Genomic DNA, 23,838 nt, shown 5'->3' on the forward strand with positions numbered 1-23,838 from the left:
TCAACCAGGCCACCCTCAAGCGGCTCGGCACCGCCCAGGCGGCCGACGCCTGCGCCCGGGCCGGGGTGCCCGCCATCGGGCTGTGGCGCGAGACCGTCGCCGAGGCCGGCACGGCCGCCGCGGCCAAGGCGGTGCGCGACGCCGGGCTGCGCGTCTCCTCCTACTGCCGGTCGGGCTTCTTCACCGGCCGCGGCCGGGCCGAGGCCCTCGACGACAACCGGCGCGCCCTCGACGAGGCCGCCGAGGTCGGCGCCCCCTGCCTGGTGATCGTCGCCGGCGGGCTGCCCGAGGGCGGCCGCGACCTGGCCGGGGCGCGCGAGCGCGTCGCCGAGGCCCTGGCCGAGCTCGCCCCCCACGCCCTGGAGCGCGGGGTGCGGCTGGCCCTGGAGCCGCTGCACCCGGTGTTCTGCGCCGACCGCTCGGTGCTGTCCACCCTGCGCCAGGCCCTCGACCTCGCCGAGCGGCTGCCCGAGGGCGCCGCCGGGGTCACCGTCGACGCCTACCACGTGTGGTGGGACCCCGAGGTGCACGCCCAGATCGCGCGGGCGGGCACCCGCATCGCCTCCTACCAGGTCTGCGACTGGGTGGTGCCGCTTCCCGCCGACACCCTGCTGGGCCGCGGCATGGTCGGCGACGGCCACGCCGACGTGCGCGGCCTGCGCCGCAGCGTGGACCGCGCCGGGTACACCGGCGACATCGAGGTGGAGATCTTCAACGAGCGGGTGTGGGACACCGACCCCGACGCGGTCGTCGCCGAGACCGTCCGCCGCCACCTCGCCCACGTGGTCTGACCCCCCACGCCCCTCCCGACACAGGAAGGCATCCGCAATGCAGTTCGACGGCATCCTGTTCTTCCCCATCACCCCCTTCGACGACAAGGGCGCCCTGGACGAGGAGGCGCTCGACCGGCACGTCCGCGACGGCACGGCGCACGGGCCCGGGGGCGTGTTCGCCGCCTGCGGCACCGGGGAGTTCCACGCCCTCGGCCGGGACGAGCACGCCCGCGTCACCGCCCGCGCCGTGGAGGCGGTCGGCGGCCGGGTCCCCGTCGTGACCGGCGCCGGCGGGAGCGTGCGCACCGCCTGCGAGCAGGCCGCGGCCGCCGGCGACCTGGGCGCCGACGCGGTCCTGCTGCTCCCGCCCTACCTGGTGGGCGCCTCCCAGCGGGGGCTGGTGGAGTACGTGCGCGCGGTCGCCGCGGCCTCCGGCGTCCCGGTCATCGCCTACCAGCGGGCGAACATGGTGCTCACCCCGGACACCGCCGCCGAACTCGCCCGCATCCCCGGCGTGGACGGCATCAAGGACGGCGTGGGCGACCTGGGGCGGATGCGCCGCATCGTGCAGGCGGTGCGCGCCGAGCGCGGGGAGGACTTCGCGTTCTTCAACGGGCTGCCCACCGCCGAGCTCACCTTCGCCCCCTACAAGGCGGTCGGCGTCCCCCTGTACTCCTCGGCGGCCTTCGCCTTCGCCCCCGAGGTGGCCACCGCCTTCTACCGGGCCGCGCACGCCGGCGACCCGCTGGCCGACCGGCTGCTGGAGGTGTTCTACGAGCCCCTGGTGGCGCTGCGCGACCGCGCCCCCGGGTACGCGGTCGCCATGGTCAAGGCGGGGGTGCGGCTGCGCGGCGGAGCCGCGGGGGCGGTGCGCCCGCCGCTGACCGACCTGACCCGCGAGGAGGAGGCCGTGCTGGCCGACATCCTCGACGCCGGCCTGCGCGCGGTCGAAGGGGAGTGAGGCCGGTGCGCATCGAGGCCCTCACCGCCCGCGCCCACCGGCTGCCCCTGCACCGGGCCTGGGACGGGGGCGTGGCCAAGAACGACCTGGTCGTGGTGGAGGCGGTCGCCGACACCGGCGACACCGGGACCGGGTTCGCCTGGACCCCCGGCGCGGGGGCCGGCGCGGTGCTGGCCCTGGTGCGCGACGAGTGCGCCCCGGCCGTGGCGGGCCTGGCGCCCGACCCCGGCCCCCGCTGGGACGGCCTGCGCGCCCGCCTGGCCGACGCCGGCACGGGCGGGGTCAGCGCCATGGCCATGGCCGCCGTGGACATCGCCCTGTGGGACCTGCGGGCCCGGGCCGCCGGGGCGGCACTGACCGAGCTGATCGGGCGGCGCCGCGACGCCGTGCCCGCCTACGCCAGCGGGGTCAACCTCGACTACCCCCGCGAGGAGCTGCTCGACCAGGTACGGCGCTGGAAGGCGGCCGGGCACCGGGCCTACAAGATCAAGGTGGGCTCGGCGGACCCGGACCGCGACGCCGACCGGGTGGCGGCGGTGCGCGAGGCCGTCGGGCCGCAGGCGGCGCTCATGGTCGACGCCAACCAGCGCTGGGACCTGCCCGCCGCGGTGCGGGCCCTGGCCGGGCTGGAGCGCCACGCGCCGGCGTTCATCGAGGAGCCGCTGCCCGCCGACGACCTGGCCGCCCACGCCCGGCTGCGCACCCGCACCGCGCTGCCGTTCGCGATGGGGGAGAACCTGCGCACCGAGCGGGCGTTCGCCCGGGCGCTGGCGGCCGGGGTGTGCGACGTGGCCCAGCCCAACGCGGTGCGGGTCGGCGGGATCACCCCGTTCCTGCGCATCGCCCGCGCCGCGGCCGACGCCTCGGTCCCCGTCGCCCCGCACCTGCTGCCGGAGCTGTCGGCCCAGCTGGCGCTGTGCGTGCCGCGCGCGGCCATGGTCGAGGACATCGACCGCGCCTGGCTGGAGGACCTGGGCGCGCTGGAGCGCCCCAGCGGGGTGCGCGTGGAAGAGGGCACCGCCACCGCCGACACCGGGCCCGGCCACGGCCTGGCCTTCCGCACCGACCTGCCGCCCCTGCCCCAGGGGTAGGGGCGGCAGGTCGGGCTCAGGCCGGCGGGGCGGTGCTGTCGCGGACCACGACCTCGGCGCTGACCGGGACCCTCCGGGGCTCCGGGGCCGGGTCCTCAGCCAGGGCCAGGCGGGCCGCCTCCCGGCCCATCCACTCCAGGGGCAGCCGCACCGTGGTCAGCGCCGGGATGAGGTCGCGCAGGGTGGGGATGTCGTCGAACCCGGCCACCGACAGGTCGTCGGGCACCCGCAGGCCCGCGTCGCGCAGCGCCGCGATCGCGCCGGTGGCCATCACGTCGTTGACCGCGAACAGGCACGTGGCCTCCGTGCCCGCCGCCAGCAGGCGCTCGGTGGAGGCGTACCCCCCGTCGCGGGTGAACGCCCCGTGCACCACGTCGTGGTAGGCGGGCTCGATCCCGGCCTCCGACAGCGCCCCGTGGAACCCGTCCAGGCGGTCGCGGGCCGTGCGCAGGTCCGGCGGCCCCGCCAGCACCGCGAAGCGCCGGTGCCCCATCGCGATCAGCCGCCGCGCCAGGTCCGCCGCGCCCTCGCGGTTGGCCGGGACCACCGTGTCGGCCGGCAGCCCGCCCTGCGACACGCAGGCCACCCGCCCGCCCTGGGCGGTGAACCGCTCGATCTCCCGGGCCAGGTTCCGGTTCCCCGCCTCGTCCACGGTCCGCGTCCCGGCCAGCACCACCGCCCGGGCCCGGTGCGCCCGCAGCGTCGCCAGCAGCTCGGTCTCGCGGTGCGGGGTCCGCCCCGTGGTGCCCAGCACCACCACCAGCCCCTCCTCCTCGGCGCCCCCGGTCACCCCCGAGGCGATGCTGGAGAAGTAGGGGTCGGCGATGTCGTGCACGATCAGCCCCACCAGCGAGCTGGAGTTGCGGGCCAGCGCCTGCGCCGAGGCGTTGGGCAGGTACCCCAGCTCGCCGGCGCTGGCCACCACCCGCTTGCGCAGCTTCTCGCCCACCTGGCGCGTGCTGCCGTTCAGGACCCGCGAGGCGGTCGCCAGCGACACCCCCGCATGGTGGGCGACCTGCTCCAACGTGACGTTCCCCGTGCTCTCGGTCTGCACTGCGGTGTCCCCTCCGCCCCCGGTTCGCGAACGATCGCCGCCCGCCCCGCCCGGAACCGGGCGGGGAAAACATTTTCCGCGGCCTCCTAGGATCGTAGCTCGCTCCGCCAGGTGCGTCGGGGCGTCCAGCCCAGCAGGCGCCGCGCCTCCCGGCTGGAGAAGGCCCCCTGCCCGGGGGCCAGCGCGGCCGCCGCCTTCGCCGTGCCCGGGTGGAACCGCGGCAGCAGCTCCGACAGCGGGCCGCGGGCCATCGGGTCCCCGGCCACGGCGTGCAGCACCCGGCCGTGCGCCACCCCCGAGGCGTCCTCGGCGACCAGTGCGAACAGCTCGGCGGCGTCGCGCGCGTCCACGTAGTTGAACAGCGACGCCGCCGCCAGCTCCGGGCGGTCCAGCCGCTCGGCGACCGTGTGCCCCTGCTGGGTGGGCGCCCCCTCCCACTCCTCCGGGGCGATCACATAGCCCGGCCGCACCGCGGTGAACACGCACCCCTGGCCGGACCGGGCCAGGGTGCGCACCGCCTCCTCGATCACCAGCTTGCTCAGCCCGTAGGCGTGCACCGGCGCCACCGGGTGCTCCTCGTCCAGCGGCAGCCGCTCGGGGGCCCACTCCGCCGACCCGTACCCGAACACGGTGGGCGAGGAGGCGGCCGCGACCGACCGGGCGCCGTGCGCGCGGGCGTCCTCCAGCACCCCCCAGGCCAGCCGGGCGTTGACCGCCACCGTCTCGGCGCCCGGGCGGGCGTGCGGCACGGCGATGCCCGCCAGGTGGGCCACCGCCTCGGGCCGGACCTCCGCGAACACCTGGGCCCGCGCCGCGTCGTCCAGCAGGTCGACCCGCCGGGAGGCGACCCCGGGCCGCTCCGGCCCCGGGGAGGCGTCCACCGACGTCACGTCGTGGCCGCGCCGGGCGAACACCTCGACGACACTGCGCCCCAGGCGTCCTGAGCCGCCGGTCACCAACACGCGCATCTTCCGCGTACCGCCTTTCACGGTCGTCACGACAGTCACGGCATGGGAGGCAGGGCCGCGGCGAGACCGGCCGCCTCCCCGCGGGACAGGTTCCCGTCGGCCACCGCGACCGCCCAGCCGCGCTCCACCACGCCCCCGTCGGCGACGCGGAGCACCTCGTCCCAGGCCAGCGAGGTGCCCACGCCCGGGTACTCGGCGGCCCGGATGAACCAGGGGTCGCGCTCGGCCCCCGTCTGCGCGAACACCAGCGTCCACGGTCCCCCGGCGGGCGCGGTGCCCGACAGCGCCACCCACCCTGCCCGGGACCCGTGCAGCTCCGCCTCGCCCCCGGGCTCGGCGCCGAAGCACGCGGCCGCCGTCCCGGCGATCGGCGCCCGCCAGAAGAGGCCCCCGTACCCCGCGCCCGGCCGCCCGTTGGTCGCCGGGCTGCCGATGGCCAGCTCCCGGCCCGCGGTGTTGCGCAGCCGCGTGTGCATCCGCAGCATCCACGCCCCCTCCGCCGCCGGCGCGGCCGCCGCCGTGCGCTCCTCGCGCAGCAGTTCCGCGCCGTCCGGGCCGGTCCACACCAGCTCCTGCACCCGCCGGTCCGGCTCCTGGGCCCACCAGCGCACGTGCTCCTGGCGGCCGTGGTTGTCCAGCAGCACCGACCCCCGGTCCCGGGTGAAGGTGCGCCCGCCCCAGAAGCTGGAGCCGTCGACGTCGGCCACGCTCACCCCGGCGCCCAGGTGGTGCCGGTGGTCCTCGGGGAACACCTCGGTCACCTGGGTGCCGCCCAGGGTGCGCACCGGGTGCAGGAAGGGCCGCGGCGACAGCTCCGCGGCCACCTCCCGCCCCGTCCGCAGCTCGGCCACCGGCACCCCCGCCACGTGCAGCGCCGGCACGGGCCGCCCGTCCATCGGTGCGCTCACTGCCGTCCGTCCCTTCCGGCGGCCCAGGGCGCGCCGATCTCGGAGAACAGGGCCGTCCGCTCGGCGCAGGCCAGGACCGCCCGGTCCACGTCCCGCACCACGCGCCGCAGGCCCTCCTCGGTCGCCTCCCGCCGCTGCTCCCCCTCGGGGACCGGCCGGGGGTCGGGGGCGGTGCGCACCGCCTCCAGCACCCCCATGAACCCGGCCGCGGCCTCGGGGGGAACGAGCAGACGGGCCCCGCCCGCCGCGTGGTCGAGCAGGTTCTCCAGCAGGTCGGTGCGCGGGTGCACGCGCACCTGTGGCCGCCCGCCGCCGCGCTGCAGCACCACCCGGTCGCGCGTGTACTCCAGCACGATCCGCCCGCGCGAGCCGTGCACCACGACGAACGGGTCGCGCGCCCGCTCGGCGCAGAGGGTGACAGCCACCGCCACCGGCACCCCCTGCGGGGTGCGCAGGCGCAGGCAGGAGGTGTCGTCGCTCTCGATGGGGTGGGCGTGGAACAGTTCGGTCTCCACGGCGCCGGGCACGTGCCGGTCGGCCCCGGCCACCGCCAGGGCGGTGGCCACCGCGTGCGCGAACGGGTTGGTCAGCGCTCCGTCCACCACGTCGCGCCCGTCGAGCCGGCGGCGGCCCGCCCAGTCCGCGCGGGCGTAGTAGGCCGAGGTCCGCACCCAGGCGCCCGCGGCGCCGATGCCGCGCACCTCGCCGACGGCCCCGTCGGCGACCAGCGAGCGCACCGCCCCCACGGCGGCCGACCCCAGGCTCTGGAACCCGATCTGGCAGGCCGCCTCCGCCGCGCCGGCGGCGGAGCACAGCGCCTCGAACTCGGCGGCGCTGGGCGCGGGCGGCTTCTCCAGCAGGACGTGGACCCCGCGATCCAGCGCGGTGCGGGCCAGCGGCAGGTGCGTGTGGATGGGGGTGGCGAGCACGGCCGCACGGGCGCCGGTGCGCTCGATCAGCTCGCCCAGGTCCCCGGAGACCGGAACCGGGCCCAGCCCGTCCATCGCGCCGTCGGCGACCTGCGCCCGCTCGCACACCCCCACCAGCCGCACCCGGCCCGCCTCGCTCAGCCGGCGCAGGTTGCGCAGGTGCGAGCGGCCGTGCCCGTTGGCGCCGGCCAGCACCACCGGGACCGGGCTCATGGCCGCCCGCCCGCGGCGGTCCCGGCCGGCAGCAGGTCGGCCACGCGCGCCGGTGCCCCCGAGGCCATCGAGGCGTTGGCCGCCAGGCCGGTGAGCAGCGCGCGGGCGCCGTCGGCCTCGTCCGGCCGGATCCCGTCGTCGGCCCCGCCGAACAGCGCGTCCAGCATGCGCACGTCGCCGCCGCCGTGTGGGCCCTCGCCCACCTCCACCGGGATCTCCTCGGGCTCGCGCCAGTGCCGCCGGAGCACCAGGCGGGACACGGTGTGCTCCTTGGGGGCGGGCATCCCGCGCACCGGGGCCGCGGCGTGCCCGGGCGGCGGGGTGAACGGCACCTCGGTCACGTCCAGCTCCAGGCGGCCGCGGCTGCCGGTGAAGGCGACCCGGTAGCCCTCCCAGGGGGAGTAGGCCGCCAGGTGGTAGGTCAGGCGCGCGCCGGTGGAGTAGCGCACCATCACCGACATGTCGTCCTCGATGGTGATGCCCGGTCCGAAGACGTTCAGGTCGCGCCGGTAGCCGTCCTCGTGCTCGGCGTCCAGGTAGAGCGCGGTCAGGTCCGGGCTGTCGGACATGTGCAGGGCGAAGGGGTCGGCCTGGGCCTCGGGCGCGCGGTGCCCGCGCTCGTAGCCGCCGGCCAGCCCGTGCCGCCGGCCGTTCTCCTGGCCGTAGAAGAAGAGCCCGCCCCAGGCGAACACCTCCTCGGGCCGCGCCCCGGTCCACCAGTTGACCAGGTCGAAGTGGTGCGAGGACTTGTGCACCAGCAGCCCTCCGGACTGCCGCTTGTCGCGGTGCCAGCGGCGGAAGTAGTCGGCCCCGTGGCGCAGGTCCAGCAGCCACTCGAAGTGCACCGAGCCGATCTCGCCGATCACCCCCTCGCCGAGCATCCGGTGCACCTGCCGGTGGACGGGGTTGTAGCGGTAGTTGAAGCCGACGGTGACCCGGCGCCCGGTGGCCCGGCGGGCCTCGGCGATGCGCCGGCAGCCCTCCAGGTCGGCGGTCATCGGCTTCTCGGTGATCGCGTCGCACCCGGCCTCCAGGGCGGCGACCACGTAGTCGGCGTGCAGCCGGTCCACGGTGCACACGATGACCTCGTCGACCGCCTCGGCGGCGAGCATCCGGGCGAAGTCGGCGGGGGCGTAGGTCGCCGCCTCCTCGGCCCCGGCATCGGCCAGGATCGCGTTGTGCACCGCCATGCGGGTGCGGTTGGGGTCGCACAGCGCCACGAGCCGCCCCTGGTGGGCGTGGGTGGTGGCGAGTGCGCGGGTGTACATCCGGGCCCGGGCCCCGGTGCCGACGAGGGCGTACCGCCGGGCCGTCTGCTGCGCTGCGGTGGAGTTCACGCCCTCGATGGTAAACGCTTTCCCGCGCGGAGGCCAGAGGGGGGGCGCCGAAGGTCGGGAGGGGGTCGCGCGGTCGCGGAGGTCGGGGGTGATCCGCCGTTGACACCCCTGTAACGCGGTGCTAGAAACGGATCATTCTATTCCATGGATAGCGCTTACCAAGACATTCGCCCCCTGTGCGGGGTGTGTCCTCGCCCACGTTCCGCCGGGCCGAGTCCCGGACCGACGAGATTGGCGGTCGCGAAACATGAGCGCAGCAAGCCGATTCCGGCGCGCACCGCGACGGGGAGGTGGGAGCCGGTGACCGCGGTCCTGTCCAACCGCCCGGCGGCCGGATCGGAGGCCGGCGGCCCCCGGGGGGCGCGCGGGCCCGCGGCGCCCCGGGGCCGCAGCCGGGCGGCGGCCGCCCGGCGCCGCCGGGAGAACCTCGCCGCCTACGGCTTCCTCGCCCCCTGGTTCCTGGGGCTGGGCCTGATCACCATCGGCCCCATCATCGCCTCGCTGTACTTCTCCTTCACCGACTACACCCTCATCGGCGGCGCCGAGTGGGTCGGGCTGGAGAACTACCGCCGGATGCTGGAGGACCCGCGCCTCCACCAGTCCCTGGCGGTCACCTTCACATACGTCTTCATCTCGGTCCCGCTCCAGCTCGCCCTGGCGCTGGCGCTGGCCATGGTGCTGGACCGCGGGGTGCGCGGCCTGCCCCTGTACCGCTCGGTCTACTACCTGCCCTCGCTGCTGGGCGGCAGCGTCGCCGTCGCCATCCTGTGGCGCCGCATCTTCGGCGCCAACGGCCTGATCAACCAGGTCCTGGAGTCGGCCGGCGGCCTGCTGGGGATGAGCGCGAGCCTGCCCGGGTGGGTCTCGGACCCCGAGTACGCGCTGGGCACCCTGATCGTGCTGAACGTGTGGACCTTCGGCGCGCCGATGGTCATCTTCCTCGCCGGCCTGCGCCAGGTCCCGCGCATGTACTACGAGGCCGCCCAGGTGGACGGCGCCGGGCCGGCGCGCCGCTTCTTCTCGATCACGGTCCCCCTGCTCACCCCGATCATCTTCTTCAATCTCGTGCTGCAGATGATCAACGCCTTCCAGACCTTCACCCAGGCGTTCATCGTCAGCAGCGGCACCGGGGGCCCATCGGACTCGACCCTGTTCTACACGCTCTACCTGTACCAGCAGGGGTTCGGCTCCTTCGACATGGGCTACGCCTCGGCGATGGCCTGGCTCCTCCTCATGATCATCGGAGGGTTCACCGCGGTGAACTTCCTCGCGTCCAAGTACTGGGTCTTCTATGGCGATTGACGACATCGGCACGCGCACCCGCCCCGGCGCGAGCGAGCGCGAGCGTGAGCGGGAAGAGCGCCGGCGGGCGGCCGAGCGGCGCGACCGCATCCGCAGGTTCGGCATCCACGCCGGGCTCATCCTGTTCGGCCTGGTCATGCTCTACCCGCTGCTGTGGATGCTGGCCAGCTCCTTCAAACCGACCGAGGCCATCTTCCGCGACCCGGGCCTGTGGCCCGGCGCCGACTTCACCTCCGGGAACTACGGCGAGGGCTGGACCGCGCTGGAATTCCCTTTCCACCACTACGTGGTCAACTCGCTCATCGTGGTGGGCGCCTCGGTGGTGGGCAACCTGATCGGCTGCTCGATGGCGGCCTACGCCTTCGCCCGGCTGGAGTTCTTCGGCAAGAAGCTGTTCTTCGCCGTCATGCTCATGACGATCATGCTGCCGGTGCACGTGGTGATCGTGCCGCAGTACATCCTGTTCTCCAACCTGGGCTGGATCAACACCTTCCTGCCGCTGATCGTGCCCAAGCTGCTGGCCACCGACGGCTTCTTCATCTTCCTGATGGTGCAGTTCATCCGCGGCCTGCCGCGCGACCTGGACGAGGCGGCGCGCATCGACGGCTGCGGCCACGTGCGCATCTTCTGGCGCATCATCATGCCGCTGAGCCTGCCCGCGCTGGCCACCACCGCGATCTTCACCTTCATCTGGACGTGGAACGACTTCTTCGCCCAGCTGATCTTCCTCACCTCGCCGGACATGTACACGGTGCCCGTGGCGCTGCGCACGTTCGTCGACTCCACCACCCAGACCTCCTGGGGGCCGCTGCTCGCGATGTCGGTCGTCGCGCTCGGCCCGGTCTTCGGGTTCTTCCTCGCCGGTCAGCGCTACCTCGTCCGGGGCGTCGCCACGACCGGGATCAAATAGTCCCCGCCATTTCCGAAGGGAACCCCCCCATGGCAGCACCACACCGGGGCGCGCGCCCGCACGCCCGCAGAATGCTCGCCGTCCCCGCCACCGCCGCCGCGGCGGCCCTGCTGGCCGCCGGATGCGGAGGCGGGGGAGGAGCCGGCGGCGGCGATGTCGAGCTCCGCTTCTCCTGGTGGGGCTCGGACGACCGGCACGAGACCACCCAGGAGGTCATCGACCTCTTCGAGGAGAAGAACCCCGGCATCACCGTCACCGCCGAGTACACCAGCTGGGACGGGTACTGGGACAAGCTCGCCACCAGCACCGCCGCGGGCGACATGCCCGACGTGGTCACCATGGAGGAGCGCTTCCTGCGCGAGTACTCCGACCGGGGCGCGCTGGCCGACCTCAACACCCTGGAGGGGCTGGACACCTCCGGCGTCGACGAGCTGGTCGCCTCCTCCGGCGACGTGGACGGCGAGAAGTTCGGCGTGGCGACCGGGATCAACGTGTTCTCCGTGATGGCCGACCCCGCGATGTTCGAGGAGGCGGGCGTGGAGATGCCCGACGACGAGAACTGGACGTGGGAGGAGTACATCGAGACGGCGGTGGAGGTCACCGAGGCCACCGACGGCGAGATCGCCGGCTCCCAGAGCATGGGCTACAACGAGAACACCTTCAACATCTTCGCCCGCCAGCGGGGGGAGTCGCTCTACGCCGAGGACGGCACCCTGGGCTTCAGCCAGAAGACCCTGGAGGACTGGTTCGGCCTGGTCGCGCAGATGCAGGAGGAGGACGCCACGCCCAGCCCCTCGGAGAGCGTGGAGATCGAGGCCGGCGGCCCCGACCAGTCGGTCATCTCCACCGGCCGCGGCGCGATGGCGCACTTCTGGAGCAACCAGCTGGCGGCCATCTCCGGCGCGGCCGAGGGCGACGTGGAGCTGCTGCGCTACCCCGGCGAGACCGGGAACGAGCGCACCGGCATGTTCTTCAAGCCGGCCATGTACTACTCGGCCTCCTCGGGCACCGAGCACCCGGAGGAGGCGGCCGCCTTCATCGACTTCCTGCTCAACGACGTCGACGCGGGCCGGATGATCCTGGCCGACCGCGGGCTGCCGGCCAACACCGAGGTGCGCGGGGCCGTCGTGGACGAGCTGACCGACGCCGACGCCCGCTCGGCGGAGTTCGTCGAGGACCTGCGGCCCGACATCGTGGACGGCCCGCCCCCGCCGCCGATCGGCGCCGGCGACGTCGTGGAGATCATCAAGCGCATCACCGACGACGTGCAGTTCGGCGAGATCACCCCTCAGGAGGCGGCCGAGCGCTTCACCGAGGAGGTCGAGGCGGCCACACAGCAGTAGCCGATGCCGCGGCGCGGGGCCCGGGTGCGGGGCCCCGCGCCGCCGTGCGGCCGAGCGTGGCCGGGAGCGGCCGGACCGCGGGGCGCCGCGCCCGCGCCGGGTAGAGGGCGGGGGAGAGGAAGGAGACCGTCATGCAACCTCCTCCCACCGGCCCCCGCACCACGCCCGGCGCCGTCACCGCGGTACGGGTGCTGCTCATCGTGGGCGGCGCCGTCGGGGTGCTGCTCGGCCTGCTCATGGTGCTCGGGCTGGCCTTCCTGCCCATGGCGGCCGAGATGCCCGAGGCCCGGGAGGCCTTCGAGCGCGAAGGCGTCGACACCGGCGCGCTCACCGGACACCTGGCCCTCGGGGCGGCCCAGTCCCTGGTCTACGGGGTGCTCGCCCTCGTCCTGGCCTTCCTGGTCGGACGCCCCTCGCCGGGGGTGTTCTGGGCCGCGGCGGTGTTCCTCGCCTTGGCGGCGCTGTACGCGCTCGGCTCGGCGCTGATGATGGGCGGTGTGGTCCTCTGGACGGTGGCGCTGCTGTTCAACATCGCCGTGCTGGTTCTGTTGGTCCTCCGGGACTCGCGGGCACACCACGGGGTGGGAAGCTGACCGTGCGGAGGCCGCGATGCCGATGATGACGCTCCTGGCCATGGCCGCGGTCGCCGTCATGGCGACGGCGGCCTGGCTGGTGGTCGTGTCCGTCCAGAAGGTCCGCGGCGCGCCGCCCCCCGCCTTCCCTCCCGAAGAGGGCCCCCGCCGCCCCGACCCCGCCCTGGACGAACTGCGCCTGCGCTACGCCCGCGGCGAGATCGGACGCGAAGAGTACCTCCAGCGCCGCATCGACCTGGAGACCGACTGAGGGGACGGCGTGGGCCCGCCGGCGACGACGGGTGCCGCTCACGCGGTGCCGACCGCCGCCCGAGGGTCACAGCCAGCCGCTGGTGATGGGCAGGCGGCGGTCGCGTCCGAGGTCGCGCCGGGTGATCTTGGGTCCCGGCGGGTAGGAGCGGCGCTTGTGCTCGGCGCGGTCGACCAGCCGGACGGCCCGCCGGACCAGGTCCGGGGCGAACCCGTCGGCGACCAGGTCCTGCACCCCCTTGTCGGTGCCGATGTAGGCGTCCAGCAGCGCGTCGAGGACGTGGTGGTCCGCCGGGTGCGGCTCCGCGGCGGGCACCGGCTCCGGTGCGCCCTGGGTCCGCGCCCGGGCGTTGCGCCACCGCGCCAGCTCGCCGACCAGCGTCTTCCAGCAGTCCTTGAGGGGGGCGAAGGCCCCCGCCGCGTCCCCGTGGTGCGCGGCCGCCCCGGTGGCCAGGTCCGTCTTGTCCCCCGCCGCCAGGACCAGGTGCCCCTCCTGCTGGGACAGCGCGGCGACCAGGCCGCCCCGAGCCTGCGCGTGCAGCCCCCGTGCGGCCTCCGGCGCCGTCGAGACGGTCGAGCGGTAGGCCTGCACCAGCGGCTCGACCGTCTGCACGCGCACCTGCGCGCCCTGGGACTTGGCGGCCTCGCCGACCGCGGACAGGGCCTCCTCCGGCGCGCCGGGGCCGGGCATGACCAGCGCGTGCACGTTCTCGGCGCCCACGGCGTCCGCCGCGATCGCGGCGGTGAGCGCCGACCCCGCCTCCCCGTCCAGGCCCACCAGCACCGAGCCGAAGCCGTTCTTGTGCACGTGGTCGCGCACGGCGGTGACCAGCGCCCGGTACACCTCGCCGACGTCGTCCAGGGGGTCGGGGCGGGGCGTCAGCACCGGCGGGCGCCGCGGGACCGGGCCGGGCCGCGGCGCCTCGACCGTGTGGCGGACGATCCCGAACCCTGCGGCCCGGTCGGGCAGCACCGCCGCGTCGGCGCCCTCCGGCAGCCCGACGTCGGTGACGTGCAGCCCCTCCTCGAAACGGGGGGCGCGGGAGATGAGCTCCCCGTGCGCGTCGACCACCAGCGAGTCGCCCTCGAAGACCAGGTCGTCCTGGCCGCCGGTCATGTTGACGTAGCCGATCGCCGCGCCGGTCTCGCGGGCGCGGCGCCGGCACAGCTCCAGCCGGACCCCGTCCTTGCCCCGCTCGTAGGGGGAGCCGTTGAGGGTGATGAGCATGCCCGCCTGCGCGGCGCGCACCGCCGCGACCGGACCGCCGTCCTGCCAGAGGTCCTCGCAGATCGCGAACGCGATGTCGGCGCCGTGCAGGCGGACCACGGGGAGCACGTCGCCCGGGACGAAGTAGCGGAACTCGTCGAAGACCCCGTAGTTGGGCAGGTGGTGCTTGGCCGAGACCAGGCGTACGGCGCCGCGGTGCAGCAGGGCGAGGGAGTTCTGCGGCGCGCCCGCGGGCTGCCCGAACGCCGCTGCCCCGCCGACCCGCCGGTTGAGGAAGCCCACGACCACCGGCAGGGCGCCCCGCCCCCCCGCGGNGGCCAGGCGGTGCGTGGCCTCGATGGAGGCGGCCACGAAGCCGTTGCGCAGGGCGAGGTCCTCGACCGAATACCCCGGGACCGCCATTTCCGGGAAGACCGCGATATGGGCGCCGTCCTCGGCGGCCCGGCGCGCGTAGTCGACGATCGTGCCGCAATTTCCTTCCAGATCGCCCACGGTGGGGTTGATCTGGGCGAGTGCTATCCGAAGTTCTACCACGGCGGTGATCGTAGCGAATGAGTTAACACGGGCGAAATGTGGGGCGAGGGCGCGACATGGGATGACGGGATCGTTGGCGATCGACCGAAACTGCAGGTCGAAGGGGTGTCGAGTGTGTGGCGCTGGTCACATTATCGGCTTTCTGTTAATTCTGTTTTTTTATTTTCGCGGTGCCGTCGGGGTTCGGGTTTCCGGCGTGTAAACGCACCGCAACGCCCGAGCGGCCGGTGCTCTCATTTGTTACCGACCAGTCCGTCCGTCTCGGGCGCCGCGGTCGCGGTGCTCCTCCGGTGATCGTCCCTTCCGTCGCCGATCTTGCGAGAGCGCCGGAAATGCCGTTGTCTGTCCTGCGGCGCTCGTCACATGCGCCTCGCGTCCGGACCGCATCGCACGCTCCGCGGCCCGTGCACGGGCTCAGCGGTGGGCGGGGGGGGGCCNCCACGGAGGACAACGACGTCACCACCGACGAAGGGAACCCCCAGTGGACGCCTTGGAACCGGGCATCGCCGTGCTCAGCGACGCCTTCTGGGCCTACCTGCTCATCCCCGTCCTGCTGCTGCTGAGCATCTACTTCACGGTGCGCTCAGGCGGGGTGCAGTTCCGCATGCTGCCCGAGATGTTCCGCGCCATGCGGTCCGCCCCGGGCAGCGCCCCCGACGGGGGCAGACCCATCTCCGCCTTCCAGGCCTTCGCCGTCTCGGCCGCGGCCCGCATCGGCACCGGCAACATCGCCGGCGTCGCCACGGCCATCGCGATGGGCGGGCCCGGGGCGGTGTTCTGGATGTGGGCCATGGCGCTGGTCGTGGGCGCGGCGAGCTTCGTCGAGTCCACGCTCGCCCAGCTCTACAAGGTCCGCGACACCGCCGGGTACCGCGGCGGGCCCGCCTACTACATGCAGGCCGGGCTCAACGCCCGGTGGATGGGCGCCCTCTTCGCCGTCGTCATCACGGTCACCTTCGGCCTGGTGTTCAGCAGCATCCAGAGCAACACGATCGCCGGCGCCCTGGTCAACACGGCCGACGCCGCCGGGGCGGGCGGCGCGCCCTGGCTGCCCTACGCCGTCGGCGCCGCGGTCGCCGCGCTCACCGGGGCGGCCGTCTTCGGCGGGGCCCGCCGCATCGCCCGCGCCGCGACCGCGCTCGTCCCCGTCATGGCCGGGCTCTACATCGCCATGGGCCTGGTCGTCATCGCCCTGAACGCCGCCCAGGTGCCCGGCATGGTCGCCGAGATCCTCGCGCACGCCTTCGGCCTGCGGGAGGCCGCCGCCGGGGGTGTGGGCACCGCCGTCGTCCAGGGCATGCGCCGCGGCATGTTCTCCAACGAGGCCGGCCTGGGTTCGGCCCCCAACGCCGGGGCCAGCGCCGACGTCAGCCACCCCGTCAAACAGGGACTCGTCCAGACGCTCGGGGTCTACTTCGACACCCTCCTGGTCTGCACCACCACGGCCTTCATCATCCTGCTGGGGCACCCCTCCTCCGGCGCGGAGGCCGGGCCGACGCTGACCCAGCAGGCCATGGAGGCCGGGCTGGGCACCTGGGCGCTGCACCTGCTCACGGTCGTCATCCTTCTGATCGCCTTCACCTCGGTGCTGGGCAATACCTTCTACGGCTCCTCCAACGTCGCCTTCCTCAGCCCCAACCCCCATGCCGCCACCGGCTACCGCCTGGCGGTCGTGGCCGCGGTGTTCCTGGGCGCGATCGGCTCCGGCGGTCTCGTGTGGACCCTGGGCGATCTGACGATGGGGGTGATGGCGCTGGTCAACCTCGCGGCCCTGGCTCCCCTGGCGGGCACGGCCTGCCGGCTGCTCACCGACTACCTCCAGCAGCGCGCCCAAGGGCGGGACCCCGTCTTCACCAAGGACCGCATGCCGGACCTGACCGGGGTGCAGTGCTGGGAGGAACGCGACATGGCGCGCTTCATGACGCGGGCCGCCGCGGACTGAGGCCGCGGACCGGGGTCAGGGGCGGCGGGCGGTGACCATCTCCATCAGGCCGCCCTTGGCGCGGACGGTGTGCTCGACGGTGAGGCCCTGTTCGCGGACCACCGGCAGCGGGCGGCCCAGCATCTGCTCGCCGGCCTCCGGCTCCAGGCGGTCCAGCAGGAACTGCACCCCCGTCATCAGCCACAGCAGCGGCCAGAAGGTGGGGCGGACGTGGTCGAGCAGCAGCATCCGCCCGCCGGGGCGCAGCACGCGGCGCATCTCGGCCACCGCCTGCTCGACGTCCTGCACCGAGCACAGTGACAGCGCGCACACCACGGTGTCGAAGGAGGCGTCGGGGAAGGGGAGGTCCTGGGCGTCGCCCTCGCGCAGGTCGGCCTGCACGCCCAGGCGCGCCGCGCGGGCGCGTGCCCGGTCCAGCATGCCGGGGCTCAGGTCGACGCCGGTCAGCTCGGTGTCCTCGGGGTACAGTCCCAGACTGCGGCCCGTGCCCACGGCCACCTCCAGCGTCCGGCCGCGCGCGTTGCCGCACAGCCGGCGGCGCGCGTCGCCGAAGAGCAGCCCCTCCATCCGGTCCATCGCGGCGTCGTAGCCCTCGGCCCGGCGGTTCCAGTAGCCGCGCGCGGCCTCGCGTGCACTCTCCACGCCGCCCCCTTGGTCGTCGCCCGTGCGTCCCCTCCCTTTCTACGCGCCCGAGCGGCGGTGGCGATAGAGGCGGTACAGGCCGTAGGCGGCCAGGACCGCGGCCGACAGCACGATCCCGGCCGGGGAGAAGGTGTCGCCCGGGCGGGGCCCGACCAGGTCGGCGTTGAGCTGTTGGCGGACCCACAGGGCCGCGGTCAGCACGGCGGGCGCGCCCCCCCNCACGGTGGCGTTGACCCACCTGCCGGTCGCCGCCCCGAGGGCGGCGCGTGCCAGCACGGCCGCGGCGCCGAGCACCAGCACCGGGCCGATCGGGTTGTAGCGCCAGGCCATGGCCCAGTCGCCGCCCATGGCGCTCCACACCGACCGTGTGGCGCCGCACAGCGGGCTCATCACGCCCACGAAGTGGTTGGGCCCGTGCAGGTCGACCGGGGGCAGCCCGAACACCGCCATCGCCCCGCCCAGCACGAGCCCGGCCACCGCCGCGACGGTGGCCGGGCGCAGGCGGTCGGTGTCCTCCATGCTCAGCCCGACCGGTGACCGCAGCCGCATCGTCTCCATCCCCTCCCGTGCGCCGGATCCGCTTCCGGTGAGCGTAGCGGTTCGCGATCGCGGGAATGTCTCCGCTGTTCAGAGATTGACATGCAAGTCCAAACTTGCATATCGTCGTGGGCATGGCGGACATCTACCGCGCCCTCGCCGACCCGACGAGGCGCGCCGTGCTCGACGAGCTCCACGAGCGTGACCGGCAGACCCTCTTCGAGCTCTGCGGGCGCCTGGCGGTCAAGCACGGCGTGGCCTCCTCCCGGCAGGCGATCTCCCAGCACCTGGGCGTGCTGGAGGAGGCCGGCCTGGTCCGGGTGGAGCGGGAGGGCCGCTACCGGTTCCACAGCATCGACACCGCGCCCCTGCGCGCGATCACCGAGCGGTGGCCCGCTCGGCAGGGAAAGGACGGACCGTCATGAGGATCTATGTGACCAGCGTGTTCGTGGACGACCAGGAGAAGGCGCTGGACTTCTACACCCGCGTGCTGGGCTTCCAGAAGAAGCACGACGTGCCCCTGGGCGGGCCCCGGTGGCTGACCGTCGTCGCCCCCGAGCAGCCCGAGGGCACCCAGGTGCTGCTGGAACCCGACGGCCACCCGGCGGTGGGCCCCTACAAGAAGGCGCTGGCCGACGACGGCATCCCGGCCGCCTCGTTCGCCGTGGACGACGTGCAGGCCGAGCACGACCGGCTCACCGCCCTGGGGGTGCGCTTCACCCAGCCGCCGACCGAGATGGGCGGCAACACCACCGCCGTCTTCGACGACACCTGCGGCAACCTGATCCAGATCATCGCTCTGTGAATCGCTCTGTGACCGGTCCCCGGTCCCCGGCCGCGGCGCGCAGCTTGGCGCGCACCGCGGTCCGGGTGACCGGGCCCAGGTCGTCCAGGACCGCGGCCAGCCGCGCCAGGTCCTCCAGCGCGGTGAACGCGCGCGCGGCGCCGCGGGCGTCGACGCCCTCGTAGAGCTCCATCCCCACGAAGGCGGCCGCCAGCGCGGTGGCCAGGCCCCCGCTGTCGACCAGGCCCTCCAGCGGGGTGCGCGGCAGCAGCCGGGACAGCACCCCCTCCAGCTCCCGGGTCCAGGCGCCCAGCCCGGCCGCGGTGGCCTGGGCCAGCCACTCCCGGGAGGGGGCGGCGGCCAGGAGCTGGGCGAGGGTGGCCACGTGCCCGGACGCGCGCTCGGCCTCGTGCACCTCGCGGCCCAGCCGCGCCAGCTCGTCGAAGGAGCGCACGGCCGCGAACCGCTCCCGGTAGCGGGCCGCGCTCTGCTCGGCGCCGTGCCGGCAGGCCGCCGCCAGCAGCTCGTCGACGCTGCCGAAGTGGTAGAAGATCAGACCCTGGTTCACCCCGGCCGACGCGGCGATGCTGCGGGCCGAGGTCTTGGCGATGCCGTTGCCCGCCACGGTCCGCAGGGCGCCGTCCAGCAGCCTGGTGCGGGTGTCATCGCTTGCCATGGGGCGCAACTATACGCGCGATTCCTGGCGCCGGGGCCGCAGGCGGGCGGGCAGCGGCCCGCCCCCGGCGGGGCGGTACTCGGCCGCGAAGGACCCCTCGTAGCCGAAGAGCGGGCCGAAGCGCCGGTTGGTCACCCGGACGCTGACCCGGAACCGGTCGGCGTCGGGGTCGTAGCGCTCGTGGACCACCGCGTCGCCGGCGACCAGGTCCGGCACCGCGACGTCCAGCGGCCCTTCGCGCAGCCGCAGGCGGTCCGAGCGGATCACCGCCCCGCCCGCGCCGTCGGCCTCCACATGCAGGTCGCAGGCCAGGTGCTGGTGCGTGCCCAGGTAGTCCACCAGGCAGCCGCGCCGCGGTGAGTGGACCATGGCGGCGTCGAAGCGGCGCGGCCCGTCGGGGAAGGCGAAGGTGCGCACGAAGGTGAGCGCCTCGCGGCCGGCGGCGTCGGTGTAGGGCATGTTCACGATGGTGAAGGGGATGTTCCGGCCCTGCCGGGGCAGCAGGATGTTGCGCGCCGCCCCCAGGGCCAGGAACGGCCGGACGAACCGGCCGCCGTGCCAGACGCGGTCCATCACACCCCGGCCGATCAGCGCCTCGTCGGAGTCGAGTCCGACGGAGAAGCGGCGCCGCATCTGCGGGTGCAGCCGGCGAAGTCCGCGCCCATCGCGCGCTGGAAGAGGGGGTTCACGGGCGCTCCAATCGGTCGAGGAGGGCGGGGGCCCGGGCCGGCCTCCCGCCGGGCGGCCGCCGCAGGCACCGCCGTGCGGCCGGGGTGGTGGGCAGCGGGGGCAGCAGGACGGCGGCCGCGGCGAGGGCGGCGGCCGCCGGGAGCGGTGCGGCGCCGAGCGCGGCGGCGGCCGCGGCGGCGCGCACGGCCGCCTCGGCCGCCGCCGACCCCAGCGCGGCCTCCGGGGGCAGGCCGCGCTCGCACCACAGCCGCAGCCGGTCGAAGGACCACGCGGTGGCCCAGCCCATCAGCGGGCGGACCAGCAGCCGGTCGGCCGCGCGCCCGAGCCGGCCCGGGCGCGGCCGGTAGTCGTAGCCGGTCACGAAGCGCACGGCGCCGCCGTCGGGGATGTAGCGCCAGTAGCCGCGCCCCTCGGCGACGGGCGAGAGCGGGTGCGCCGAGGCGAAGCGCAGCGCCGAGGTGCGGGTGCCGTCGGGGCGGTGCCGCTCCCCGGCGCTGATGCCCAGGCCCCGGACCTGCAGCGGACCGGCCAGCCGGGTGCGGTAGACGAACCGCTCGGGTTCGCTCATCAGCCGGGGCAGCGGCCGGATCTCGGTGAAGCGCAGGTCCCAGCGGGCGTGCCGGGCCGGGTCCCGGGTGCGCTCCCAGAGCAGGTCCATGCCGGTGTGCACGCGTGTCTCGATGTACAGGCCCATCCGCCGCCCCATCCTCGCCTCCGCCGTGTTTTGAGCGAGTGCTCAAACGGGAGCGTAGCGGGATTTGAGCACTCGCTCAAGAGGGCCCGGGGGCGGTGCCCCCGGGCCCATGCGCCCTCCGGTCCCGCGGCCGCCGGTCAGCGGCTCTTCAGGCGGTGCGCGATGCGTTCGCCGATCTCGGGGTCGATGGAGCGCCAGTACTCCAGGGCGCGCCCCAGCACCCCGTCGTCGGCCACCTGCCCCATGTGCCCGGCCGCGTTGGCCACCAGGCGCTCGCGCGCCGCCTCGTCCATCACGTCGCGGATCAGGGCGCGCGGCTGTACGAAGTCGTCGTCCTCGCGGTGCCGGGTGTAGGCCTCGCGCACCAGCTCGGCTCCCTCCACCGGCCAGGACGACTCCTCGGTCCCCTCCTGCCGGGCCGCGTCGGGCCCGCCGAAGGAGTTGGGGTGGTACACCGCCCCGGTGTCCGGCGGGAACGACCGCATCCGCCCCTCCTTGTGGTAGGCGCGCACCGGCGCCTCCGGGCGGTTGGGCGGCAGCTCGTTGTAGTTGACGCCGATGCGGTAGCGGTGCGTGTCGGCATAGGAGAACAGCCGCGAGAGCAGCATCTTGTCCGGCGACGGGCCGATCCCCGGCACCAGGTTCGACGGCTCGAACGCGGCCTGCTCCACATGGATGAAGAAGTCCTCGGGGATCCGGTCCAGCACCATCCGCCCCACCTCGATGAGGGGGTAGTCCCCGTGCGGCCAGACCTTGGTCAGGTCGAAGGGGTTGAACCGGTAGTCCGCGGCGTCCTCGAAGGGCATGATCTGCACCTTCAGGGTCCACGACGGGTACTCGCCGCGCCCGATGGCCGCGTACAGGTCCCGGCGGTGCAGGTCGGCGTCGGCCCCGGCCAGCCGGTCGGCCTCCTCCTGCGGCAGGAAGTCGTTGCCCTGGTCGGTGAGGAAGTGGTACTTCACCCACACCTTCCGGCCCTCGGCGTTGACCCACATGTAGGTGTGCGAGCTGAAGCCGTCCATGTGCCGGTAGGAGCGGGGCACCCCCCGGTCGCCCATCAGCCAGGTCACCTGGTGCGCCGACTCCGGCGACAGCGACCAGTAGTCCCACTGCATCGTGTGGTCGCGCAGCCCCGTGCGCGGGTCGCGCTTCTGCGAGCGGATGAAGTCCTGGAACTTCTGCGGGTCGCGCATGAAGAACACGGGCGTGTTGTTGCCGACCATGTCGTAGTTGCCCTGGCGCGTGTAGAACTTCAGCGCGAAACCGCGCGGGTCCCGCCAGGTGTCGGGGCTGCCCTGCTCCCCGGCGACCGTGGAGAAGCGCGCGAGCATGGGGGTCTCGCGCCCCGGCTGGAACACGTCGGCGCAGGTGTAGGCGGACACGTCCTGGGTGACCCGGAAGGTGCCGTAGGCGCCCGTGCCCTTGGCATGGACCACGCGCTCGGGGACGCGCTCGCGGTTGAAGTGGGCCATCTTCTCCACGAGGTAGACGTCGTGGAGAAGGAGGGGGCCGTCGCGCCCCACGCTCAGCGACTGCTCGTCGCTGGGAGCGGGCGCGCCGGCCCCGGTGGTCGTGATCGGGTTGCCGCTGTGAGGCGTGGTATAGCCCTCGCTCATCGGAGGCCCCTAACGAGAACGGGTGCACGTCGGCTGCGGTCTACCCGTCGCTCGGTCAAGCCACGGTGCCCCGCAGCCCAACATCCACCCTAAGCAGCGGCGCCCGCGCGTCTAGGGAAGGCAGCCGACGTGCGCCAGCGCCTGGCGCACCAGGACGCCCTGGCCGTCGGCCATCTCCGACTGCACGTCGGGCCCCGCGGCCTCCTCAGGGGTGAACCACACCAGGTCCAGGGCGTCCTGGCGGGGGCGGCAGTCGCCGGTCACCGGCACCACGTACGCCAGTGCGACCGCGTGCTGGCGCGGGTCGTGGTAGGCGGTCACCCCCGGGGTGGGGAAGTACTCGGCCACCGTGAAGGGCTGCGGCGCGCTCGGGATGGTCGGCAGCGCCATCGGCCCCAGGTCCTTCTCCAGGTGGCGCAGGAGCGCGTCGCGGACCCGCTCGTGGTACAGGACCCGCCCCGAGACCACCGCGCGGCTGATCGTCTGGTCGGGGGAGGCCTGCAGCAGCAGCCCCACCCGTGTCACCGTCCCGGTGTTGTCCACGCGCACCGGGACGGCGTTGACGTAGAGGACGGGAAGGCGCGAGCGCACCCACGCCAGCTCGTCGTCGGAGAACCACCCGGGAACCGTGTCGATCGACGTCACCAATGGACCGGCCTCTGCAATCTCGTCGCGGGCGCCCCCGGCGCCCTCGGTCGGTTACGGGGGAGAGCGTACGCGTCCGGGCCGCCCGGGTGGCGTACCTCGGGGGTGCTACCTGAGGGGGAGCCCCCGGTGGGCCCGCGAAGGGGACGCGCCGCGCGCCGCGCGCTCCGTAGCGTCCTGTGCCGGAAGGACCGGACACGGGGGAGGCGCGCATGCACGGAAGCACGGGGCACGCGGGGCGCACGGCACTGGCGGTGGCCGCCGCCCTCGTCCTGGCCTGCGCGCCCTCGGCGCCGCCGCCCGCGGGGTCGCCCGCCCTGCCGTCCGCGGCCCCGGCCGCCGCCGACTGGTCGCCCGACCGCCTCGGCGAGGCCTACGCCGCCAACCGCGCCGCCGCCGCGCACGCCGCCGGCGCCGCCGGGCGGGCGGGGGACGGCGAGCGGGCCGCGGCGCTGCGCGCGCTCGCCGCACCCGACCGGACGCTGCTGGAGTTCGACCCCCGCGGCCAGGGGCGCGCGGTCGAGGTGGTGGGCGACCTGGAGCGTGCAGAACGGGTGGCCGTCCTGGTACCCGGGGCCGACACGACCCTGACGACCTTCGACGGGCACGGCGCCCGCCCCTATGCGCGGGTGGGCGACGCCGCCCGGGAGCTGCAGGAGCGCATGCGCGCCCGGGACCCGGAGACGCCCACGGCCGTCGTCGCCTGGATGGGCTACGAGGCCCCGGCCACCGTGAGCGCCGCCGTGGCGACCACCGCGCGCGCCGACGAGGGCGCCGCGGCGCTGGAGGCGTTCGTGCCGCGGCTGGTGCGGGCCGCGCCCGGAGCCCGACTGTCCCTTGTCTGCCACTCCTACGGGGCGGTGGTGTGCGGCCGGGCGCACGCCGCGGCGGCGCGGGCCGGCGCGGTGGTCCTGGTCGGCAGCCCCGGGGCGGGCGTGGACCGGGCCGCCGACATCGGGGCGGGCGGCCGGGTGTGGGCCGGGCGCGCCGACGCCGACTGGATCGGCGGGGTCCCGCACGGGTCGCTGCCCCTGCCCGGGACCGGCGCCGAGGCGGGGTTCGGCCCCGACCCGGTGGGGGCGGGCTTCGGCGCCGAGGTCTTCGACGCCGGCCCGGGCGGGCACAGCGACTACTTCGCGCCGGGGTCGGTCCCCCTGGCGGCCATGGCGCGCATCGTCCTGGACGGGGGCGCGGGCGAGGGGGACGGCCGTGCGTGAGC

The 23,838-nt window shown here is 74.8% G+C and carries 25 protein-coding genes (1 of these 25 cut by a window edge); 12 read left to right on the forward strand and 13 right to left on the reverse strand.

Annotation, left to right across the window (positions count from 1 at the left end; genetic code table 11):
- The 3 genes in view from D450_RS34120 to D450_RS0104185 are tightly spaced (at most 37 nt apart) and all read left to right on the forward strand, a layout consistent with a single transcriptional unit that may run on beyond the window.
- Positions 1–791, forward strand: the 3' portion of a protein-coding gene (locus D450_RS34120; protein ID WP_026128377.1) for a sugar phosphate isomerase/epimerase family protein. The gene continues 22 nt to the left of window position 1, outside the view; the window shows 791 of its 813 coding nt (coding positions 23–813); its start codon lies beyond the left edge, outside the window; the stop codon is at positions 789–791.
- Positions 792–828: 37 nt separating this feature from the next.
- Entirely contained in the window at positions 829–1,734 is a 906-nt protein-coding gene (locus tag D450_RS0104180) for a 5-dehydro-4-deoxyglucarate dehydratase (protein WP_017537420.1), read from the forward strand.
- A gap of 5 nt (positions 1,735–1,739) precedes the next feature.
- Positions 1,740–2,825 carry a mandelate racemase/muconate lactonizing enzyme family protein gene (locus D450_RS0104185; protein ID WP_017537421.1) on the forward strand — a complete coding sequence of 362 codons (1,086 nt, stop codon included), beginning with the start codon at positions 1,740–1,742 and terminating at the stop codon, positions 2,823–2,825.
- Between the two features lie 16 nt (positions 2,826–2,841).
- Here D450_RS0104185 and D450_RS0104190 read toward each other — a convergent pair whose 3' ends face one another.
- The 5 genes from D450_RS0104190 to D450_RS0104210 all read right to left on the reverse strand — a co-directional run bounded on the left by D450_RS0104190 (position 2,842) and on the right by D450_RS0104210 (position 8,234).
- A complete protein-coding gene (locus D450_RS0104190; protein ID WP_017537422.1) occupies positions 2,842–3,879 on the reverse strand; it encodes a LacI family DNA-binding transcriptional regulator in 1,038 nt (345 codons plus the stop codon).
- An 86-nt stretch (positions 3,880–3,965) separates the two neighbouring features.
- Positions 3,966–4,847: an NAD-dependent epimerase/dehydratase family protein gene (locus tag D450_RS0104195; protein ID WP_017537423.1), complete on the reverse strand. Its 882-nt coding sequence runs from the start codon at positions 4,845–4,847 to the stop codon at positions 3,966–3,968.
- A 35-nt stretch (positions 4,848–4,882) separates the two neighbouring features.
- Positions 4,883–5,743, reverse strand: coding sequence for a DUF6807 domain-containing protein (locus tag D450_RS0104200; protein WP_017537424.1), 861 nt, complete (start codon positions 5,741–5,743; stop codon positions 4,883–4,885).
- An 8-nt stretch (positions 5,744–5,751) separates the two neighbouring features.
- Complete coding sequence (locus tag D450_RS0104205; RefSeq protein WP_017537425.1) at positions 5,752–6,897, reverse strand: Gfo/Idh/MocA family protein; 1,146 nt, start codon at positions 6,895–6,897, stop codon at positions 5,752–5,754.
- On the reverse strand, positions 6,894–8,234 hold the full coding sequence (locus tag D450_RS0104210) for a Gfo/Idh/MocA family oxidoreductase (protein ID WP_017537426.1): 1,341 nt from the start codon (positions 8,232–8,234) through the stop codon (positions 6,894–6,896). The genes D450_RS0104205 and D450_RS0104210 overlap by 4 nt, the downstream gene beginning before the upstream one ends.
- A 300-nt stretch (positions 8,235–8,534) precedes the next feature.
- On the opposite strand from D450_RS0104210, the gene D450_RS0104215 reads away from it, so the two are divergent.
- The 5 genes from D450_RS0104215 (at position 8,535) to D450_RS0104235 (ending at position 12,632) form a co-directional block, all read left to right on the forward strand.
- On the forward strand, positions 8,535–9,536 hold the full coding sequence (locus tag D450_RS0104215) for a carbohydrate ABC transporter permease (protein WP_017537427.1): 1,002 nt from the start codon (positions 8,535–8,537) through the stop codon (positions 9,534–9,536).
- Complete coding sequence (locus tag D450_RS0104220) at positions 9,526–10,446, forward strand: carbohydrate ABC transporter permease (RefSeq protein ID WP_017537428.1); 921 nt, start codon at positions 9,526–9,528, stop codon at positions 10,444–10,446. The genes D450_RS0104215 and D450_RS0104220 overlap by 11 nt, the downstream gene beginning before the upstream one ends.
- A 29-nt stretch (positions 10,447–10,475) precedes the next feature.
- Positions 10,476–11,789: an ABC transporter substrate-binding protein gene (locus D450_RS0104225; protein WP_017537429.1), complete on the forward strand. Its 1,314-nt coding sequence runs from the start codon at positions 10,476–10,478 to the stop codon at positions 11,787–11,789.
- A gap of 131 nt (positions 11,790–11,920) precedes the next feature.
- On the forward strand, positions 11,921–12,382 hold the full coding sequence (locus tag D450_RS0104230) for a hypothetical protein (protein WP_017537430.1): 462 nt from the start codon (positions 11,921–11,923) through the stop codon (positions 12,380–12,382).
- Positions 12,383–12,398: 16 nt separating this feature from the next.
- The gene (locus D450_RS0104235) at positions 12,399–12,632 is read left to right on the forward strand and encodes an SHOCT domain-containing protein (RefSeq protein ID WP_017537431.1); all 234 of its coding nucleotides are present in this window, start codon (positions 12,399–12,401) and stop codon (positions 12,630–12,632) included.
- Between the two features lie 66 nt (positions 12,633–12,698).
- Here the strand turns inward: D450_RS0104235 and nadE are convergent, their stop codons facing one another.
- Positions 12,699–14,393 carry an NAD(+) synthase gene (gene nadE / locus D450_RS0104240; protein ID WP_026128375.1) on the reverse strand — a complete coding sequence of 565 codons (1,695 nt, stop codon included), beginning with the start codon at positions 14,391–14,393 and terminating at the stop codon, positions 12,699–12,701.
- A 481-nt stretch (positions 14,394–14,874) separates the two neighbouring features.
- Here nadE and D450_RS0104245 point away from each other — a divergent pair, with 481 nt between their 5' ends.
- Complete coding sequence (locus D450_RS0104245; protein ID WP_017537433.1) at positions 14,875–16,335, forward strand: alanine/glycine:cation symporter family protein; 1,461 nt, start codon at positions 14,875–14,877, stop codon at positions 16,333–16,335.
- 15 nt (positions 16,336–16,350) lie between these two features.
- Here D450_RS0104245 and D450_RS0104250 read toward each other — a convergent pair whose 3' ends face one another.
- Positions 16,351–16,977 carry a class I SAM-dependent methyltransferase gene (locus D450_RS0104250; RefSeq protein WP_017537434.1) on the reverse strand — a complete coding sequence of 209 codons (627 nt, stop codon included), beginning with the start codon at positions 16,975–16,977 and terminating at the stop codon, positions 16,351–16,353.
- Positions 16,978–17,016: 39 nt separating this feature from the next.
- Positions 17,017–17,535, reverse strand: a complete 519-nt coding sequence (locus D450_RS0104255; RefSeq protein ID WP_017537435.1) for a DUF2752 domain-containing protein — start codon at positions 17,533–17,535, stop codon at positions 17,017–17,019.
- 113 nt (positions 17,536–17,648) lie between these two features.
- Between D450_RS0104255 and D450_RS0104260 the strand changes: the two genes are divergently transcribed.
- Positions 17,649–17,939, forward strand: a complete 291-nt coding sequence (locus D450_RS0104260) for an ArsR/SmtB family transcription factor (RefSeq protein ID WP_017537436.1) — start codon at positions 17,649–17,651, stop codon at positions 17,937–17,939.
- The gene (locus D450_RS0104265; protein ID WP_017537437.1) at positions 17,936–18,319 is read left to right on the forward strand and encodes a VOC family protein; all 384 of its coding nucleotides are present in this window, start codon (positions 17,936–17,938) and stop codon (positions 18,317–18,319) included. Before D450_RS0104260 ends, D450_RS0104265 begins: the two co-directional genes overlap by 4 nt.
- Here D450_RS0104265 and D450_RS0104270 read toward each other — a convergent pair.
- From D450_RS0104270 to D450_RS0104290, 5 genes are all read right to left on the reverse strand, one after another.
- Positions 18,306–18,974, reverse strand: a complete 669-nt coding sequence (locus D450_RS0104270; RefSeq protein WP_017537438.1) for a TetR/AcrR family transcriptional regulator — start codon at positions 18,972–18,974, stop codon at positions 18,306–18,308. The genes D450_RS0104265 and D450_RS0104270 overlap by 14 nt on opposite strands.
- Before the next feature lie 9 nt (positions 18,975–18,983).
- Positions 18,984–19,607, reverse strand: a complete 624-nt coding sequence (locus tag D450_RS29400) for a DUF4166 domain-containing protein (RefSeq protein ID WP_017537439.1) — start codon at positions 19,605–19,607, stop codon at positions 18,984–18,986.
- A gap of 52 nt (positions 19,608–19,659) precedes the next feature.
- A complete protein-coding gene (locus tag D450_RS0104280; RefSeq protein WP_017537440.1) occupies positions 19,660–20,358 on the reverse strand; it encodes a hypothetical protein in 699 nt (232 codons plus the stop codon).
- A gap of 137 nt (positions 20,359–20,495) precedes the next feature.
- Positions 20,496–21,974 carry a catalase gene (locus D450_RS0104285; protein WP_017537441.1) on the reverse strand — a complete coding sequence of 493 codons (1,479 nt, stop codon included), beginning with the start codon at positions 21,972–21,974 and terminating at the stop codon, positions 20,496–20,498.
- 111 nt (positions 21,975–22,085) lie between these two features.
- Positions 22,086–22,619 carry an NUDIX hydrolase family protein gene (locus D450_RS0104290; protein ID WP_017537442.1) on the reverse strand — a complete coding sequence of 178 codons (534 nt, stop codon included), beginning with the start codon at positions 22,617–22,619 and terminating at the stop codon, positions 22,086–22,088.
- Between the two features lie 212 nt (positions 22,620–22,831).
- Here D450_RS0104290 and D450_RS0104295 point away from each other — a divergent pair, with 212 nt between their 5' ends.
- Positions 22,832–23,836, forward strand: coding sequence for an alpha/beta hydrolase (locus tag D450_RS0104295; RefSeq protein WP_017537443.1), 1,005 nt, complete (start codon positions 22,832–22,834; stop codon positions 23,834–23,836).
- The last annotated feature ends 2 nt before the right edge of the window (positions 23,837–23,838 follow it).

Origin of the sequence: Nocardiopsis halophila DSM 44494 (genome assembly GCF_000341245.1) — a bacterium.
Taxonomy (GTDB): domain Bacteria; phylum Actinomycetota; class Actinomycetes; order Streptosporangiales; family Streptosporangiaceae; genus Nocardiopsis_A; species Nocardiopsis_A halophila.